A 16,051-nucleotide genomic window follows, 5' to 3' on the forward strand; every position below is an offset into this window, starting at 1 on the left:
GCTAATCACCGGGCTTGATCAGGTACCCCGCCCCGCGCCGGGTGTGGATCATGGGCGTGCGGCCCGCGTCGATCTTCTTGCGCAGATAGGAGATGTACAGCTCGACCACGTTGGCCTGGCCGCCGAAGTCGTAGTTCCAGACCCGGTCCAGGATCTGCGCCTTGCTGAGCACCCGGCGCGGATTGCGCATCAGGAACCGCAGCAGCTCGAACTCGGTCGCCGTCAGATGGATGCCCGTGCCGCCCCGGCTCACCTCGTGGCTGTCCTCGTCGAGCACCAGATCGCCCACGACGAGCCGCGACTCGCTGCGCGCCGTCGCCGTGGCCGAGCGGCGGATCAGCCCGCGCAGCCGGGCCACGACCTCCTCCAGGCTGAACGGCTTGGTGACGTAGTCGTCGCCGCCCGCCGTGAGCCCGGCGATCCGGTCCTCCACGGAGTCCCGCGCGGTCAGGAACAGCACCGGCACGTCGGACAGCTCCCGGCGCAGCCGGCCGAGGACGGCGAGCCCGTCCACGTCGGGCAGCATCACGTCGAGGATCACCGCGTCCGGCCGGAACTCGCGGGCCGCCCGCACGGCACCGGCCCCGTCCCCGGCGCTGCGCACCTCCCAGCCCTCGTAGCGGAGCGCCATCGACAGCAGCTCCGTGAGCGAAGCCTCGTCGTCCACGACCAGGACCCGTACGGGGGTACGGTCCGGCCTGAGCAGTTCGGTACGCCCCTGGGGCGAGGTCGTCGTCGTCATGACCCACAGCCTCGGAGACGGCTCTGAGAGAGTTCTTTCCCGTTTCTGTGAATTCCCTGAGAAAGCGGCGCCCCTGCTCTCCGGTTCCTCAGAGGCCGAACAGCGCCTTCGCGTTGTCGTGACAGACCGCCCGCAGCCAGTCGTCCCCGAGACCCAGCCGTTCCAGCGCCTCCAGTTGATGCGCGTACGGGTACGGGATGTTCGGGAAGTCCGTGCCCAGCAGGACGCGGTCGCCGAGGTCCGCCAGCCGGGGGAGCTCCGCCTCCGGGAACGGCATGAAGTCCTCGGTGAAGTCGGTGAACGCCATCGTGGTGTCCAGCCGCACCCCGGAATACCTCTCCGCGAGCGTCAGGAACTCCGCGTACTCCGGCATGCCCAGGTGCGCCACGATCAGCGGCAGCCGGGGATGGCGGGCCAGGACGCCGGCGATGGGGTCCGGGCCGGTGTGCCTGCCGGGCGCCGGGCCGGACCCGCAGTGCGTCACGACCGGGACGCCCGCCTCCGCGAGCAGCCCCCAGACCGGGTCGAGCAGCGGATCGTTCGGGTCGTACCCGCCGACCTGGAGGTGCGCCTTGAAGACGCGGGCCCCCGCCTCGACGGCCTCCCGGACATAGCGCTCCGCGTCCGGTTCGGGGAAGAACGTCGCCGTGTGCAGGCAGTCGGGGGTCCGCGCGGCGAACTCCGCCGACCAGCCGTTCAGCCAGGCCGCCATGGCCGGCTTGTGCGGATAGAGCATCGACGTGAAGCGCAGCACCCCGAACGAGCGGAGCAGGGCGAGCCGTTCCTCCTCCTCGTGCCGGTAGGTGATCGGCCACTCCATGCCGGTGAGCGGCCCCGCCGAGTCGAAGTACGCCCAGACCTTGCGCAGCACCCGCTCCGGCATGAAGTGCGTGTGTACGTCGATGAGGCCGGGCAGCCCGAGCCGCTGCCGGAACCGCACCACGTCGTCGCGTTCGTCGCCCATGCGGCCGACCATCTCAGAACAGCCCGTCCTGCGCCCCGCCGCCCCCCACCGCGACGGCCGGGAGGCTCACCCCGGTGGTGCCCGCGCCGGCCGCCGCCAGCGTCCAGCCGCTCATCAGCCGGGTGTCGAGGACGAGGATGCCCTGCGCGCCCGTGTCCAGATGCAGGTCGGGCCCGGCCGCCGCGACCAGCCGCCCCACGACCGCGCCCCCGTCCACGAGCCCGGTCACGGCCCGGACCGGACGCGGCGGACCCGGAGCCGTGCCGGTCCCGGCCCGCGCGCCCGCAGCCGCCGCCAGGCCGAAGATCCCCGCGTGGTCCACCGGAGCGCACGGCAGGCGTTCCAGCGCCTCCGGCCAGGCCCCGCCGCCCTCCAGGGCCACCACCCGCCCGTACAGCTCCGTCACCTCGGCGGCCCTCACCGCCGGGTCCGGCAGCTCCGCCCGCACCGCCCGCTTGCGCGCGTACGGGATGCGGTCCGGGACGCCGAGCGCCGCCCGCAGCACCTCCTCCGCCCGGCGCGCCGCCATCAGCGGGCCGCGCCCCAGCCAGCTGAAGACCACCGCCCCCTGCTCCCGCAGCCGGGCCGCTCCGCGCTCCTCGGCGGTGATCCCGACCTTCACCAGGCCGGGCCCGAACCACGCCAGATACACCCGGTACGTGCGGGGGTCGTCCGGGATCGTGTCGGCGGCCACCGAGCGCGCCCGGTCGAGCCGCCCGCACTCCGCGCAGCGCCCGCCCGTGCTCCCGGCCGGGACCACCGCGGCCACCGGGCACGCGTTGCCCCGAGCCCCGGAACAGCGCCGCTCACCGGCCGCCCGGAAGCCGAACTCCGTCCCGTACGCCAGGGCGCTCGCCCGGCTCCGGTTCCCCTTGCGCCAACCGAGCGCGGGGCCCCCGGCATCCTCGGTCCAGCGGAGGCCGGTGCACTGCCAATCCATGCGCGCACCCTACGGGCGGCCACCGACAACAGGAGCCCACCCCGATTCGCGCGAAAGGTCCTAGGATTCCCGCATGGACCTGACCGTGCAGGACGTGGACCGGTTCGAGGCGTCCAGGCGCCGCCTTGAGGCCATCGCCTACCGTCTCCTCGGTTCGGCGACCGAGGCCGAGGACGCCGTACAGGACACCTTCCTGCGCTGGCAGGCCGCCGACACCGAGCGGATCGAGGTCCCCGAGGCCTGGCTGACCAAGGTCCTCACCAACCTCTGCCTCAACCAGCTGACCTCCGCCCGCGCCCGGCGCGAGACCTATGTGGGCGCCTGGCTGCCCGAGCCGCTGCTTGCCGGGGACTCCATGCTGGGCCCCGCCGACACGGCCGAGCAGCGTGAGTCGGTCTCGTACGCCGTGCTCACGCTCATGGAGCGGCTGACGCCCGGCGAGCGGGCGGTCTATGTGCTGCGCGAGGCCTTCGGCTATCCGCACCGGGAGATCGCGGAGATCCTGGACCTCGGTGAATCCGCCGTCCAGCAGATCTACCACCGGGCGAAGAAGCACATCGCCGACGGCCGTACCCGCGCCGAGGTGGACGAGGCCGCCGCCCGCCGGATCATCAAGGAGTTCCTGCTCGCCGCCGCCGGCGGCCGTACCGAACCGTTGGTCGAACTGCTGACCTCGGACGCGATCTCCATCGGGGACGGCGGCGGGAAGGTGCCGGCCGGCACCAAGCCGTTCCTGGGGGCGAAGGCCGTCGCGACGTTCATGCGCGGCCTGCTCAAGCCGGGCAAGGCGAAGACCGCGCTCACCGGCGGCTCCGTCGAGCTGCATCTGACGAACGCCAACGGCTCCGCGGCCGTCATCGCGGTCGCCGGGGACCGGGTCATCGGCGTCATGGCCATCGAGGTCACCGCCGAGGGCATCGCCTCCTTCCGCAACCAGGTCAACCCGGACAAGCTGGAGCGCGTGACGCGGCGCTGGGCGGCCATGGAACACGGAAAGCCGCTGCTCATGGCCTACTGAGCAACCGGTGACACACGTCACAACCCTCACCTGTCAGGAAAGCGCGGGCTGCTCGGTTCAAGGGGCGCACCACCCCAACGGGTCGTTTCACGTGAAACACCGGCATCGAGCCGTTTCACGTGAAACGTCCCGGCCAGGACGGACCCGTGCGAGACAGGAGCAGGCACATGCAGCAGCACCGCATCATCGTCCTCGGAGCCGGCTACACCGGAGCGATCGCGGCGGGCCGCGTCGCCAAGCGGCTGCGCCGGGAGGACGTCAGCGTCACCCTCGTCAACGCGGAGCCCGACTTCGTCGAGCGCGTCCGCATGCACCAGCTCGCGGCCGGCCAGGACCTCACCCCCCGCCCCTTCTCCGAGATGTTCGCGGGCACGGGCGTGGAGCTGAGGATCGGCCGGGTCACCGCCGTGGACGTCGAGCGCAAGGCCGTCACCGTCCAGGGCGCGGAGGGCCAGGAGGAGTTGGCGTACGACACCCTCGTCTACGCCCTCGGCAGCGCCTGGAACACCCAGGGCGTCCCCGGTTCCGCCGAGTACGCCTACGAGATCGCCGGCCGCCCCGGCGCGCTCCGGCTGCGCGACCGGCTGGCCGATCTGGCGCCCGGCCGGCCCGTGGTCGTCGTCGGCGGCGGGCTGACCGGCCTGGAGGCGGCGACCGAGTTCGCGGAGGCCCGCCCGGACCTCGACATCGCCCTCGCCGTGCGCGGCGGGCTCGGCGACTGGCTCTCGGACACCGGCCGCCGGCACCTCCGCAAGGTGGTCGACCGGCTGGGCATCACCGTCCACGAGCACACCCCGGTGGTGGAGGTCGGGGCCGGATACGTCACCACGGCCGGGGGCACGTCCCTCCCGGCGGAGGTCACCGTCTGGACCACCGGCTTCGCGGTCCACCCGCTGGCAGCCGCCACCGCGCTGGAGACCGGCGAGAACGGGCAGATCGTGGTGGACGCGACCATGCGGTCGGTCTCGCACCCCGATGTGTACGCGATCGGGGACGCGGCCCTCGTCGCGGGCCCCGGTGGCAAGCCGCTGCGGATGTCCTGCGCCTCGGGCGTCCCCACCGCCTGGCAGGCGGCCGACGCGATCGCGGCCCGCCTCACCGGTACCAAGATCCCGTCCACCGCGCTGCGTTACTTCAACCAGTGCATCTCGCTGGGCCGCAAGGACGGGCTGATCCAGTACGTCACGGCCGACGACCGCGCGGTCCGGGCGGCCCTGCGGGGACGGCTCGCCGCCCTCTACAAGGAGCTGGTCTGCAAGGGTGCCGCCTGGGGCGTGGCGAACCCGACCACCGGGCTGCCGGTCCGCCGCCGCCCGGTCGCGGCTCAGCGCCCCCGGACCACGCCGGTGGCCGCCGAGCAGCGGTGAGCGAAGCCTGTCAGAGGAGGCGCTCCGGGAGCGGCCCCGCGCTCGGTGTCCGGGCGCGGGGGCCGTCCGGGGCGAGGTACTCGACATCGCCCGGCGGGTCCGCCGTCACCTCGCCGACCACGGCCGCCTGACGGCCCTCGGGGCGGGCACGGAGGGCGGCGAGCACCGCATCGGCGCGGTCCGCCGGGGCGAACAGGCACAGGCAGCCCGCGCAGGCCGCGTCCAGCGGCGCGAGCCCCCGTGTCGCCAGGGCCACCCGCGCCTCGTAGCGCACCGGCAGCGCGGCCTCCTCGACCCGCAGGGTCAGGCCGGAGGCGGCGGCACTCAGGCGCAGCACCTCCGCGAGGCCCCCGGCGGCCACCGGACGGGCGTGGTGGAGGTCGGCGCGGACCTCGCCCAGGAGGCCGGTGAGGGGGGCGCAGTCGCTGGGCACGTGGTGCTCGTAGCCGAGGCCGTCGCGCAGGGAGACCAGATGGGCGGCGTGGTCGCCGAGCGGCCCGGTCACCAGCACCCGGTCGCCGGGGCGGATGCGGTCCGGGCCGAGCGGGGGCCCCGCGCGCTCTCCGAAGGCGGTGGCCGTGACATAGACCCGGTCGGCCTCCCCGGCACGCACGATCTGGGTGTCCACGGCGGTGACGGCGACCCCGGCCTCGGCGGCGGCCTCGCGGATCGAGGCGGTCAGCCGGTGGACCAGGCCGAGCGGCAGCCCGGCCTCCAGCACGATGCCGAGGGCCAGATGCCGGGGGTCGGCCCCGGTGGCCGCGAGATCGTTGACCGCACCGCAGACGGCGACCCGGCCGATGTCCCCGTTGCCGAAGAACGGCGGGTCGACGACGTAGGTACCGGCGCGCACGACGAGCCCGGACTCCGGCAGGACGGGTTCCGGGGCGAGGGCCCGGCCGATCAGCTCGCGCACCTGCGGCCCGAAGCCGACCTGCGCGGTGTACCGGTCCCGTGTGTACGTCACGAAAGCCACCCCCCGATGCGTGCGTCACGACCCTGCACATCATGCTGCGGGCGCCGGGGCCGCGCCTACCCGTGTTGTGGGTAGGGGGTGTCTGAGGGGCGGTCGTACGCGCGCAGCAGGAGGGCCGCCGCGATCGCTGCCAGGGCGGGGAGGGCGCCGAAGCCGGCCAGGATGCCGGCGCGGGCGGTGGCGGACTGCGCGGCGGCGTCGCCCGTGCCGGAGGAGACATAGCCGGTGAGCTGGAGGACCAGGCCGTACAGGAACGGGCCCGCCGCCACGCCCAGGCCCTCAGCGGTGGAGAACACGCCGGAGAGCACGCCCCCCTGGCGGCGCCCGGTGTCGGCGGTGTCGCGGGCGATGCAGTCCGGCAGCATCGCGTACAGGAAGAGCAGCTGGCCCGCGTGGCCGGTGCCGGCCAGGGCCATCGTGACCAGGACCGCGCCCTGCGGCAGCAGCGGCGAGGCCAGGAAGAGCAGGCAGCCCGCCGTGAACAGGGCGGTGGCCAGGGCGTAGCCGCGCGGTCCGCGCAGCCGGGACCACAGCGGCATGGTCAGCAGGTTCGGCGCGACGAACGCCGCCACGAGCGGGCCGACCCCGGCGGAGTCGTGCAGCACATGGTCGGCGAAGTACGGGGCGCCCGCGAGCAGCACCCCGGTCGCGACGGACTGGAGCACCACACAGCGCAGCAGCGCCATGAAGGGCGGATTGGCGCGGGCGGCGGCGAACTGCGCGCGCAGGGAGGGCTGGGCGGCGCGCTTCGCCGTACGGGCGCCGCCCTCCCGCGTACCGGCTGTTCCGGCGAACACCCACAGCGCGCCGATGCCCACCACGACCGCGCCGAACACGCCCGCCCAGCGGTGGCCCGGCAGACCGCCGCCGCCCGCGTCCACCAGGGCGGGGGCGGCGGCCCCCGTCGCCAGGGCCGCCACGCCGATGACCGCGACCCGGCCCGCGACCAGGCGCAGCCGGTCCTCCTCGCGGTCCGCGAGTTCGGCGGGCATCGCGGCGTACGGGACCTGGAAGAAGGCGAAGGCCGTCGCGGTGAGGAGGTAGCCGGCAGCGGTGAACCAGGCGCCGGCCGTGCCGGGCAGCGGGCCCGCGAAGGTCAGCGCGAAGCCGAGCGCCATGACGAGCCCGGCCCCCAGCACGTACGGGCTCCGGGAGCCCCAGCGGGTCCGCGTACGGTCGCTGGCGCGGCCCACGAACGGGTTGAGGACGACGTCCCACGCCTTCGGCAGGAAGACGACCGCGCCGGCCAGCGCGGCGCCGACGCCGAGCGTGTCGGTGAGATACGGCAGCAGCAGAAGACCCGGCAGCGTGGTGAACGTGCCCGTGACCAGCGAACCCGAGGCATAGCCGAACCGCACCCGGCGGGTGGGGCCTCCGGCGCGCGCGGGCGCGGAAGCGGGCGGGGCGGAACGGTCGCCGCCGGTGTCGGTGATGGCCATCGCGGTGCCTCCTCGAAAAGCCCCGCCGAGGGAACGGGGGAGGTCCCTCGGCGGAGCAGTCGGGGCACAGCATCACCGATGCGCCATGGGCGCCGCTTAAGCCGGTCCGGGCAGAGCGCCGCCGCCCGTGCGCACCTTCCTGCCATGCATTTTGTGGCCACCGGGGACGGGTGGCCGGGTCTTGCCGGCGGCTCCACCATGTGCCGAGAGAAGGGGAGGGACATGACAGTCGACAACCGCACGACCTCGGCTCCCGCCATCCACGGACTGGCGGCAGCGGCCGCGGGGAGCGCGGGGGCCGCCCAGCACCTGATCCACCGCCCGGCCGCCCGGTCCTACTACGGTCTGAACGCGCCGAGTCTGGGCGAGGAGCACTTCACGCTCGTCGGCGACACCCCCGTGGCCCACCCGCTCTTCAACGACGGCCCCGGCCGCTTCCACGACCTCCAGATCGCCACCACGGGCGTGCGGGACGTCGGCGAACTCGTCGGCCACCGCTACTTCGGCGTGCCCGAGGACCGTCCCGGCCTCTTCTACCGCTTCTCGCTGGACCTGACCGACCTCTCCGCCTGGCGCACGGGCCCGGCCGGCGCGGGCGCGGTGATGGAGACCCGGCTCAGTGCCAGGCCCGCCAACGTGGTCGCCGAGGTACCGCGCGGCCTGGACTTCCATCTGGACGTGCGGATCGACGGACGGCCGTGCGCCGCCGGGTCGGCCGGGATGGTCTTCCTGATGCCGAAGCTGTACCGCAAGCACGTCGCGCACGCCCGGCAGGCGATGCGCGCCGTGCCCGAGCTGAACGACGCCCCCGACGGCCCGCCCCGCCCGGCCGCCGCGGCCGAGGTGAGCCGGTGCGCCGGGGAGAACGTGGTGATCAGCGAGCCCGTGGACGCCTCGCGCGGCCGGATCAGCAGCTGGGTGCTGTCCGCCCCGGTGAGCCCGGTCTTCGATGTCACGGACGCGCGCCAGGAGGGGCAGTTCTCCGGGCTGCACCTGCTGGAGGCGCTGCGCCAGTGCTCGCTGCTCGCCGCCGGCCGGGCGCACGGCCTGGACCCGGAGCGCAGCACCCCGGGCGCCTGCCAGGTGCACTTCCGGGGGCAGGCGGAACGCGCGCTGCCGCTGCGCTGCGTGGCGGTGGCCGGTCCGCTGGACCGGGACCCGGAGGGGCGTCCCTCGGTGCCGGTGACCCTGACCCTGACCCAGCAGCGGTGGGCCGTCGCCGAGGCCCGCACCTGCGTGATCCAGGACCACTGAGCGATGGGCGAGGTGCGATTCGGCATCCTGGGCCCGCTGGAGGTCAGCGGCGGCGCTCCGGCGGCGGCCAAGCTGCGGGGCGTCCTCGGCACGCTGCTGGTCCGCGCCAACGAGGTCGTGTCGGTGGACAGCCTCATCGACGAGCTGTGGCCCGACTCCCCGCCGCGCACCGCCGCCACGACCCTCCAGGTGTACGTGTCGCATCTGCGCAAGGCCCTGGGCACCGCCGACCCGCACCACGGCCGCGACATGCTGGTCACCCGGCGCCCCGGCTATCTGGCGCGGGTCACCCCGGACGAACTCGACAGCACCGCCTTCCTCGCGCTGTCCCGGCGCGGCCACCGGGCCCTGCGCGAGGGCGACTTCGCGGCCGCCGCCGACTTCCAGCGCCGGGCGCTCGCGCTGTGGCGGGGCCCGCTGCTCTCCGACATCCCGCACGGTCCGCTGCTCGAAGGCGCCGCCGTCCGCATGGACGAGGCCCGCACCACGGCGCTCGACGAGCGGGTCCGGGCCGAGCTGCACCTCGGCATGCATCGCGAACTCGTCCCCGAACTCCACGAACTGGCGGCGGAGTACCCGCTGCGCGAGGAGTTCCACACGCATCTCATGGTGGCGCTCTACCGGTGCGGGCGGCAGGCCGAGGCGCTGCGGGTCTTCACGCTGCTGCGGCAGACCCTGGTGGACGAACTGGGCATCGAACCGGGCCCCGAGTCCCGCCGGCTCCAGCGGCTCATCCTGGCCGGCGACCGGGACCTGGCCCGCCCCGCACCGGCCGCGCGCACCGGGCGGGGAGCCGACCGCGCGCTGCCCCGCCCCGATCCGTCCTTCGCCGGGCGCACCGGCGAACTCGCCACGCTCGACCGGCTGCTGCGGACGGCGGCCTTCGGCGGCGGGGGCGAGGTGATCGCCGTGACGGGCATGCCCGGCGTCGGCAAGACCGCGCTGGCCGTGGAGGCCGCGCACCGGGCCGCCGACGCGTACCCCGGCGGGCCGCGCCTGCTGGACGTACGCGCCGCAGGGCGGCTACCGCGCCCCGCCCCCGGAACGCTCCTGGTCGTGGACGGGGTGGCCGCCGAGGCCGACGTGCGGCCGCTGCTGCCGCTCGGCTGCACGCTGCTGCTCACCGCCCGCCGCGTCCCGGCCGGTCTGCCGGGCCTGCGGACGGTGCTCCTGGGGCCGTGGCGGCCGGAGGAGACCCGCGGGCTGGCCCGGCTGTTCGGCGCGCACGACGCGGACGGGAACCACCGGGAGGATGCGCTCCGCGCCGAGGAGGCCGAGGAGATCGCCGCGCTGTGCGGGCGGCTGCCGCTCGCCGTGCGGGCCGCCGCCGCGCAGCTCGCCGCCCGGCCGCACTGGACGCCCGCCACGCTCCTGTCCCGGCTGCGCGCCGAGGAGGGCCGGCTCGACGCGCTGCGCTGCGGCGACCTGGACGTACGGGCCCGGCTGCGCGCGGCGTACGAGGACTGCGACGACGAGCGGCGCCGCCACTTCCGGCTGCTGTCGCTGCTGCCACCCGGCCCGTTCGACGCGGAGCGGGCCGCCGCCGCCCTCGGCACCGGCACGGCGCGGGCGCTCGCCGCCCTCGACGCCCTCGCCGACGACCGGCTGGTGGAGGCGGACCGGGACGCGTGGCGGCTGCCGGAGCTGCTGCGGCTGCTCGCCGCCGAACGGCTGGCCGACGAGGAGGACCCGCAGACCGTCCGGGCCGCCGTGCGCCGCGTCTGCCTGGCGTACGCCCAGGACGCGGCCGACCCCCGGCGCACGGCCGGCCCGGACCCGGCGACCCCGGCCCGGCTGGCCCGGACCGCCTACGACGCGGGCCTGTGGGAGCTGACCGTACGCCTGACGGACGGCCTCGCCCGGTGCGCGCGGCCGGACGCGGTCGCCGAGGAGGCGTCCTACGCGCTGGCCCTGGACGCGGCGCGGCGGTGCGCGGACCGGCCGGCCGAGGCGCGGATGCTGCGACGGCTCGCCGAACTCGCCTGGCGCTACCGGCGCTTCGCCCGCGCCCGCACCCTGCTCGGGCGGGCGCTGGAGCGGGCCCGCGGCTGCGGGGACGCGGAGGAGACGGGCCAGGCGCTGGTGGGCCTGGCCGAACTCCTGCTGGACGGCGGCGCGACGGACGAGGCGGCACAGCTGCTGGGGCCGGTGCTCGACGCGCCCGCCGCCACTCGGGCCCGCTTCGACGCGGCACGGGTACGGGCGCTGGTGGCGCTGGCCCAGGAGGGGCCGGAGGCGGCCCGGAGCTGGTTCGGCACCTGTCTGACGCTGGCCGACGCGCTGGACGAGCCCGCGCTGCGGATGTACGCGCGGCGCTCGCTGCGGGCCCTGGACACCGGCGCGGGCGCCGGGTTCGCGGCCGTGGAGGTGCGGCCGGGGCTCTGGCGGATTCATCAGGGCGGCCCGTTCGCCGGGGCGCCGCGCAGGGTGGGGGAACCATGTCGGTGACAGGCGGCCCGGACACGGGGCTGGTCGGCAGGGAGAGCGAGACAGCCGCCCTGCGGGAGCGCCTGCGCTCGCCCGGCGTAGGGCTGATCACCCTCACCGGCCGCGCGGGCGTCGGCAAGACCCGCCTGGCCGGCGAGGCGGTACGCGAACCGGGCGACGCGTTCGCCCGCGTGGTGACGGTCGACGCGGCGGCGCCGCAGGCCCTGGCGGGGGTGCGCGAGACCGTGGCGGCGGCTCGCGGGGACGTGGCCGGGCGCCGGGTCCTGCTGCTGCTCGACGGCTGCGACCACGAGGCGCGGGGGCCGGCGGCCGAGGCGGTCGTGGCGCTGGCCGGTGAGCCGGGCGTGGTGGTGCTGGCCACCGGCGTGGAACCGCTCGGGGTGTACGGGGAGCAGCTGCTGCCCCTCGGACCGCTGCCCGTCCCCGGCGACGAGTACGGCGGCGGGAGCGGCAACGGGAGCGGCGGTGGCGGCGGGAACCCGCACACCGTGGCGTCCGTGGCATCCGTGGCGCTGTTCACTCGGCGGGCCCGGGACGCCGACCCGTCGTTCGCGCTGACCCCGGAGAACGCGGCGGCCGTGGCGGAGATCTGCACCCTGCTCGGCGGCCTTCCGCTCGCCCTGGAACTGGCCGCCCTGCGCCTGCGGTTGCTGCCGCCGCATCTCCTCGCGGCCCGGCTGCGCGGCCGGACCACCGTCCTGGCGGGCGGCCCGGTGAACGCGCCCGCCCGGCACCGCTCGCTCGCCGCGCTCGCCGAGTGGAGCTGCCGCGGCCTGGAACCGGCGGCCCTGGCCCTGCTGGAGCGGCTCGCCGTGTACGAGCCCGGCTTCGGAGCGGCCGCCGCCGGGCTCGACGACGAGGACGGCATGGACGCGCTGCTGGACCGGGGGCTGCTCACCGCAGTCGGCGAGGAGCGCGGCGAACTGCGCCTCGCGGTGCCCGAACCCGTACGGTCCCACGCCCGTGCCCGTGCGGCGAAGGCGGCCGACGCGCACGCGGAGCGCTACCGGCGGATGGTGGCGGCGGCCCTGCCGGGGCTCGGCGGCACCGGCCAGGACCGGCTGCTGCGGGAGGCGGCGGCCGAGGCGCCCAACGTCCTCGCGGCCCTGCGGCAGCTGCACGAGCGCGGCGACGCCGAGGCCGCAGCGGCCCTGGTGCTGGGCTGCCATCTGCCGTGGCTGGCGCAGGGCCGGCTGCGCGAGGGCCTGGAGTGGTGCGACACGGTCGCCGACGCCGGGCCGCTCCCGGAGGCGCCGCGGGCCCGGCTCACCGACCTGTCCGGCGTGTTCGCGCTCGCCCTGGGCGACCCGCAGGAGGCCGTACGCCGCCACCGGCGGGCCCTCGCGCTCGGCAAGGGCGTGGGCGACCGGCGGCAGAACGCCCTCGCCTCGCTCCGGCTCGGCACCGCCCTGCTGCGCACCGGCGACGCGACGGCGGCCCGCAGCGTCCTGGTCACCGCGCACAGCGCGCTGTCCACGATGGGCGTCACCGGGGGCACCGCCGAGGCGGCCGTCGCGCTCGCCGCCGCCCTGTGCGCCGAGGGCGACCGGCGCAAGGGACGCGCCCTGCTTGTCACGGCGGAGGAGACCTTCCGCCGCAGCCGCGACGGGCGCGGGCTCGCCGGGGCGCTGCGGGCCCTGGCCGCGCTGGACCTGGAGGGCGACGAGCCGGAGCCGGCCGGAACCGCGCTGCGGGAGGCGCTGCGGCTGTACGAGACGATCGACGAACGCACCGAACTCCCCGGCGCGCTGGAGGAGTCCGCGCTGCTGCTGCTCCGCACCCAGCCCGCGCAGCGCCCGCGCGCGGTGCGGCTGCTGGCGGCGGCGGACGTGCTGCGCGGGCGGACCGGCGCCGAGGTCCCGCAGGAGTGGCGCTCGCAGGCCGAGCGGGCCCGTACGGAGCTGGGCGCCCGGCTGGACTGGCCCGATTTCGCGACCGCCTGGGCGGAGGGGGCGCGGATGCCCCCCGCGACGGCGGTGGCCGAGGCGCTGTCCTCGCCCGGGCCGTCGCGGAGCCCGGTGGCCGGCGCGGCCGCCGAGGCCCAGTCGCTGACGCCCCGCCAGGCGCAGGTGGCGCTCCTGGTCGCGGAGGGGCTGACCAACCGGCACATCGCGGCCCGGCTCGACATCTCCGAGTGGACGGTCGTCAACCACGTCCGCCAGGTGATGCGACGCCTCGGCTGCACCTCGCGGGTCCAGGTGGCGGGGGCGGTGGGGCGGTGGGCATGACCCGCGGCACCGGCACCGCCGAGCGCCGGCTGCTGGAGCTGACCGCGCCCGACGACGTCGTCCGGCGGTTCCGGGCGGCCGGCTGGTGGCGGGAGGAGACCTTCCTGGACGATCTGCGCCGCGCCGCGGCCGCCTTCCCGCAGCGCCCCGCGATCGTCGCCGAGCGCGTGCTGCGGCCGGCCGGCGAACGCCGCGTCACCGTCACGTACGGGCAGCTCGCCCTGTACGTGGAGCGCTTCGCCACCGCGCTGGCCTCGCTGGGGGTGGCGCCGGGCGACCCGGTCGCCTACCAGCTGCCGAACTGGTGGGAGACGGCCGCGCTCACCCTCGCCTGCTGGCGGGCCGGGGCGGTCGCGGTGCCGGTGCTGCCGACCGTACGTGCCCACGGGCTGCGGCACATCCTGGACGGCACCCGCGCCCGGATCTGTGTCGTCCCGGACGTCTGGGAGGGCTTCCCGCACGCCGAGGCGCTGGCCGCCCTCGCACCGGGGCTGCCGTGGCTGCGGCACCGCGTGGTGCTGGGGGACGCGGCGGCCACCGGGGCCGTCGACTTCGCGGCGTACTTCACCCGCACCCCGCGCGAACGGACCGCGGTCGGCCGGCACCCGCACCCGCTGCCGGGGCGCGCCGACCGGCCCGCGCTGCTGATCAGCGTGATGGGGCTGCGCGACGCGTACACCTCGGTGGTGCACTCCCCCGACACGCTGTACGCCAACATCGCCGCCCAGCACCATCCGCGGGGGCCGGGGCGGCGGCCCGGCGAGGTCTTCCTGTCCACACTGCCGCTGACCTCGCTCGCCTCACTGATCTACACCGTGTGCTGGCCGCTCGCGGTCGGCGGCACGGGCGTCTGGCAGGACGTGTGGGACCCCGGCGGCTGCCTGGACCTGATGGCGTACGCCGGGGTCGATCAGGTGTACGCGGAGCCCGCGTACTTCGCGGAGCTGCTGACCGCCCAGCGCCGCCGCCCCCGCCACCTGGAACGGCTTCGGCTGGTCCTGTCCGGCGGCCGTACCAGCACCCCGGAGCCGCTGGCCGCCGAACTGCGCGAGGTGTTCGGGGTGCCGGTGCTGTCCGCGTGGGGGGCGCCGGAGCTGGGCATGGGCGCGCTGTCGGCGACGCCCGGCGAGGCGGAGCCGCTGCGCGGCCTCGACGTACCGGCCGGGGACGGCACGGGCCCCGCCCCGCTGCGGGTGCGCGGCCCGTCGGTGGCCCTGGCGACCTGGCGGCACGGGGTCGCGGTGCCCGTCTCCACCTGGGAGGACGGCGACGGCTGGCTGGACACCGGGGACCTCGCGACGACGGACGCCGGGGGCGGCCTCCGGGTACGGGCGCGGGCGGGCACCCGGACCGGGGCCATCTTCATGGTGCCGGTCGCCGAGGTGGAAGAGGCCCTGCTGAGCCATCCCCGCGTGGCCGAGGCGGCGGTCGTCGCCTACACGGACCCGGAGCACGGCGAGCTGCCGTGCGCGGTGGTGGTCCCGGTCGCCCTGGACCGGCCGCCGGGCCCCGCCGAACTGCGCGAACACCTCACCGGGCGCGGCATCGCCGAGGCGTTCCTGCCGACCCGGCTGGAGATCGTGGGCGCGCTGCCCCGCGACGAGGACGGCAGACTGCGGCGGACGGCGCTGCGCTCCTGGCTGCTGCGCGGCCGGCCGGGGGCCCCGCGCCCGGCACCCGCGTAACGGCACGGCCGTACCGTCACTCGCAGCCCGCGACCCGGCGGGCGAACGCGGACAGTTCCGTGCGCCAGAGCGCCGGGACGGGGGCGTCCGCCACCACCGCGTCGGCGCGTTCGAGCTGCCCGGCGATGGTCTCCTCGGCCCGTTCGCGGGCGCGCGCGTCGAAGAAGATGTCCCGCAGGAACTGGGCGTCGTCGTCGAACCCCGGCCCGCCGCGCAGGAATCCGCGAATCCGCCAGGCCGCGTGCAGGGCGCGCGCGTACTCCTCGTACGGCTCGCGCAGATCGTCGCGGCCGGCCAGCGAGGCGCCGATCAGCAGGGCGTGGCGCAGCCCGTACCAGCCGGCGCCGCAGCCGTCGCCGCAGCCGTCCAGGCACTGGCCCGGCCAGGCGTCGTCGAGGTACTCCGTCGCCACCGCCGCCTCGGCGTGCGCGCCGATGGTGCGTTCGGTGCGCAGGCTGTCCCACAACTCCCGCGCGGGCCGCGGCAGCCGGGCCGCGATGCGGTCCCCGTACGCCGTCGCGAGATCGCCCGCGAGTACGGCGGTGTCCTCGCCGAAGCGGCGGGACTCGCCGCGCCAGCCGTTGCGTTCGTGCTCAGCGGCGTGGCTGATGTGCAGGGTCGGGATGCCCCGGCGCAGCGTGGCGTTCTTGCGGACGTCGTCCCTGATCATCAGACAGGTGTCGAGGAGTTCGAGGGCGGCGCACGCGGACACCACGTCCTCCCCCGCCGGGTCGCCGCCCGCCGCGAGATAGCCGGTGAGGCAGATGACCGGATGGGCCCGCTCCGCCCCGGCCTGGACCAGCTCGGCCACCCCCGCCACCAGGACCGCGCTGTGCGGATCGGCCGTGCGCCGGCTCCGGGTCTCGTCCGCGAGGAGCCGGGCGAGCCGGTCCTCGACCCGGTCGAGCAGCGCGTCGCGCAGCTGTCCGGGGCTCGCCGCGCTCCCCGGCTGCTCGTGCGTGGGTGTGGTGGTCATGGTGCCCTCCCTGG

Annotated in this window: 12 protein-coding genes; 6 read left to right on the forward strand and 6 right to left on the reverse strand. The window is 76.2% G+C overall.

The window, feature by feature from the left end:
• Position 1: 1 nt before the first annotated feature.
• From OG710_RS13060 to OG710_RS13070, 3 genes are all read right to left on the reverse strand, one after another.
• The gene (locus OG710_RS13060; RefSeq protein WP_330239489.1) at positions 2–742 is read right to left on the reverse strand and encodes a response regulator transcription factor; all 741 of its coding nucleotides are present in this window, start codon (positions 740–742) and stop codon (positions 2–4) included.
• 88 nt (positions 743–830) lie between these two features.
• Positions 831–1,706: an amidohydrolase family protein gene (locus tag OG710_RS13065; RefSeq protein WP_330239490.1), complete on the reverse strand. Its 876-nt coding sequence runs from the start codon at positions 1,704–1,706 to the stop codon at positions 831–833.
• A gap of 13 nt (positions 1,707–1,719) precedes the next feature.
• Positions 1,720–2,646: a DUF2797 domain-containing protein gene (locus tag OG710_RS13070; RefSeq protein WP_330239491.1), complete on the reverse strand. Its 927-nt coding sequence runs from the start codon at positions 2,644–2,646 to the stop codon at positions 1,720–1,722.
• 73 nt (positions 2,647–2,719) lie between these two features.
• On the opposite strand from OG710_RS13070, the gene sigJ reads away from it, so the two are divergent.
• Both sigJ and OG710_RS13080 read left to right on the forward strand, forming a co-directional pair.
• Entirely contained in the window at positions 2,720–3,664 is a 945-nt protein-coding gene (sigJ, locus tag OG710_RS13075) for an RNA polymerase sigma factor SigJ (RefSeq protein WP_330239492.1), read from the forward strand.
• Between the two features lie 167 nt (positions 3,665–3,831).
• On the forward strand, positions 3,832–5,031 hold the full coding sequence (locus OG710_RS13080; RefSeq protein WP_330239493.1) for an NAD(P)/FAD-dependent oxidoreductase: 1,200 nt from the start codon (positions 3,832–3,834) through the stop codon (positions 5,029–5,031).
• A gap of 10 nt (positions 5,032–5,041) precedes the next feature.
• Here the strand turns inward: OG710_RS13080 and OG710_RS13085 are convergent, their stop codons facing one another.
• Positions 5,042–5,998 carry an AIR synthase-related protein gene (locus OG710_RS13085; protein WP_330239494.1) on the reverse strand — a complete coding sequence of 319 codons (957 nt, stop codon included), beginning with the start codon at positions 5,996–5,998 and terminating at the stop codon, positions 5,042–5,044.
• 65 nt (positions 5,999–6,063) lie between these two features.
• Positions 6,064–7,446, reverse strand: coding sequence for an MFS transporter (locus tag OG710_RS13090; protein ID WP_330239495.1), 1,383 nt, complete (start codon positions 7,444–7,446; stop codon positions 6,064–6,066).
• Between the two features lie 222 nt (positions 7,447–7,668).
• On the opposite strand from OG710_RS13090, the gene OG710_RS13095 reads away from it, so the two are divergent.
• From OG710_RS13095 to OG710_RS13110, 4 genes are read left to right on the forward strand one after another with little or no spacing between them, the layout of a single operon-like run.
• Positions 7,669–8,700, forward strand: a complete 1,032-nt coding sequence (locus tag OG710_RS13095; protein ID WP_330239496.1) for a hypothetical protein — start codon at positions 7,669–7,671, stop codon at positions 8,698–8,700.
• Between the two features lie 3 nt (positions 8,701–8,703).
• Positions 8,704–11,148, forward strand: coding sequence for an AfsR/SARP family transcriptional regulator (locus tag OG710_RS13100; protein WP_330239497.1), 2,445 nt, complete (start codon positions 8,704–8,706; stop codon positions 11,146–11,148).
• Positions 11,139–13,376: an ATP-binding protein gene (locus OG710_RS13105; protein WP_330239498.1), complete on the forward strand. Its 2,238-nt coding sequence runs from the start codon at positions 11,139–11,141 to the stop codon at positions 13,374–13,376. The genes OG710_RS13100 and OG710_RS13105 overlap by 10 nt, the downstream gene beginning before the upstream one ends.
• Positions 13,373–15,061 (forward strand): AMP-binding protein, encoded by a 1,689-nt coding sequence (locus OG710_RS13110; protein ID WP_330239499.1) that lies wholly within the window; start codon positions 13,373–13,375, stop codon positions 15,059–15,061. The genes OG710_RS13105 and OG710_RS13110 overlap by 4 nt, the downstream gene beginning before the upstream one ends.
• A gap of 16 nt (positions 15,062–15,077) precedes the next feature.
• On the opposite strand, the gene OG710_RS13115 is transcribed toward OG710_RS13110, so the two are convergent.
• The gene (locus OG710_RS13115) at positions 15,078–16,037 is read right to left on the reverse strand and encodes a polyprenyl synthetase family protein (RefSeq protein WP_330239500.1); all 960 of its coding nucleotides are present in this window, start codon (positions 16,035–16,037) and stop codon (positions 15,078–15,080) included.
• Between the last annotated feature and the right edge of the window lie 14 nt (positions 16,038–16,051).

The organism is Streptomyces sp. NBC_00525 (assembly GCF_036346595.1).
In the GTDB taxonomy this organism is placed as follows: Bacteria; Actinomycetota; Actinomycetes; order Streptomycetales; family Streptomycetaceae; genus Streptomyces.

What these genes read in the sequence shown, in the direction of transcription:
- OG710_RS13060 (WP_330239489.1), bottom strand. Translation starts at nt 742, where the DNA reads ATGACGACGACGACCTCGCCCCAGGGGCGTACCGAACTGCTCAGGCCG.
- OG710_RS13065 (WP_330239490.1), bottom strand. Translation starts at nt 1,706, where the DNA reads ATGGGCGACGAACGCGACGACGTGGTGCGGTTCCGGCAGCGGCTCGGG.
- OG710_RS13070 (WP_330239491.1), bottom strand. Translation starts at nt 2,646, where the DNA reads ATGGATTGGCAGTGCACCGGCCTCCGCTGGACCGAGGATGCCGGGGGC.
- sigJ (WP_330239492.1), top strand. Translation starts at nt 2,720, where the DNA reads ATGGACCTGACCGTGCAGGACGTGGACCGGTTCGAGGCGTCCAGGCGC.
- OG710_RS13080 (WP_330239493.1), top strand. Translation starts at nt 3,832, where the DNA reads ATGCAGCAGCACCGCATCATCGTCCTCGGAGCCGGCTACACCGGAGCG.
- OG710_RS13090 (WP_330239495.1), bottom strand. Translation starts at nt 7,446, where the DNA reads ATGGCCATCACCGACACCGGCGGCGACCGTTCCGCCCCGCCCGCTTCC.
- OG710_RS13095 (WP_330239496.1), top strand. Translation starts at nt 7,669, where the DNA reads ATGACAGTCGACAACCGCACGACCTCGGCTCCCGCCATCCACGGACTG.
- OG710_RS13100 (WP_330239497.1), top strand. Translation starts at nt 8,704, where the DNA reads ATGGGCGAGGTGCGATTCGGCATCCTGGGCCCGCTGGAGGTCAGCGGC.
- OG710_RS13105 (WP_330239498.1), top strand. Translation starts at nt 11,139, where the DNA reads ATGTCGGTGACAGGCGGCCCGGACACGGGGCTGGTCGGCAGGGAGAGC.
- OG710_RS13110 (WP_330239499.1), top strand. Translation starts at nt 13,373, where the DNA reads ATGACCCGCGGCACCGGCACCGCCGAGCGCCGGCTGCTGGAGCTGACC.
- OG710_RS13115 (WP_330239500.1), bottom strand. Translation starts at nt 16,037, where the DNA reads ATGACCACCACACCCACGCACGAGCAGCCGGGGAGCGCGGCGAGCCCC.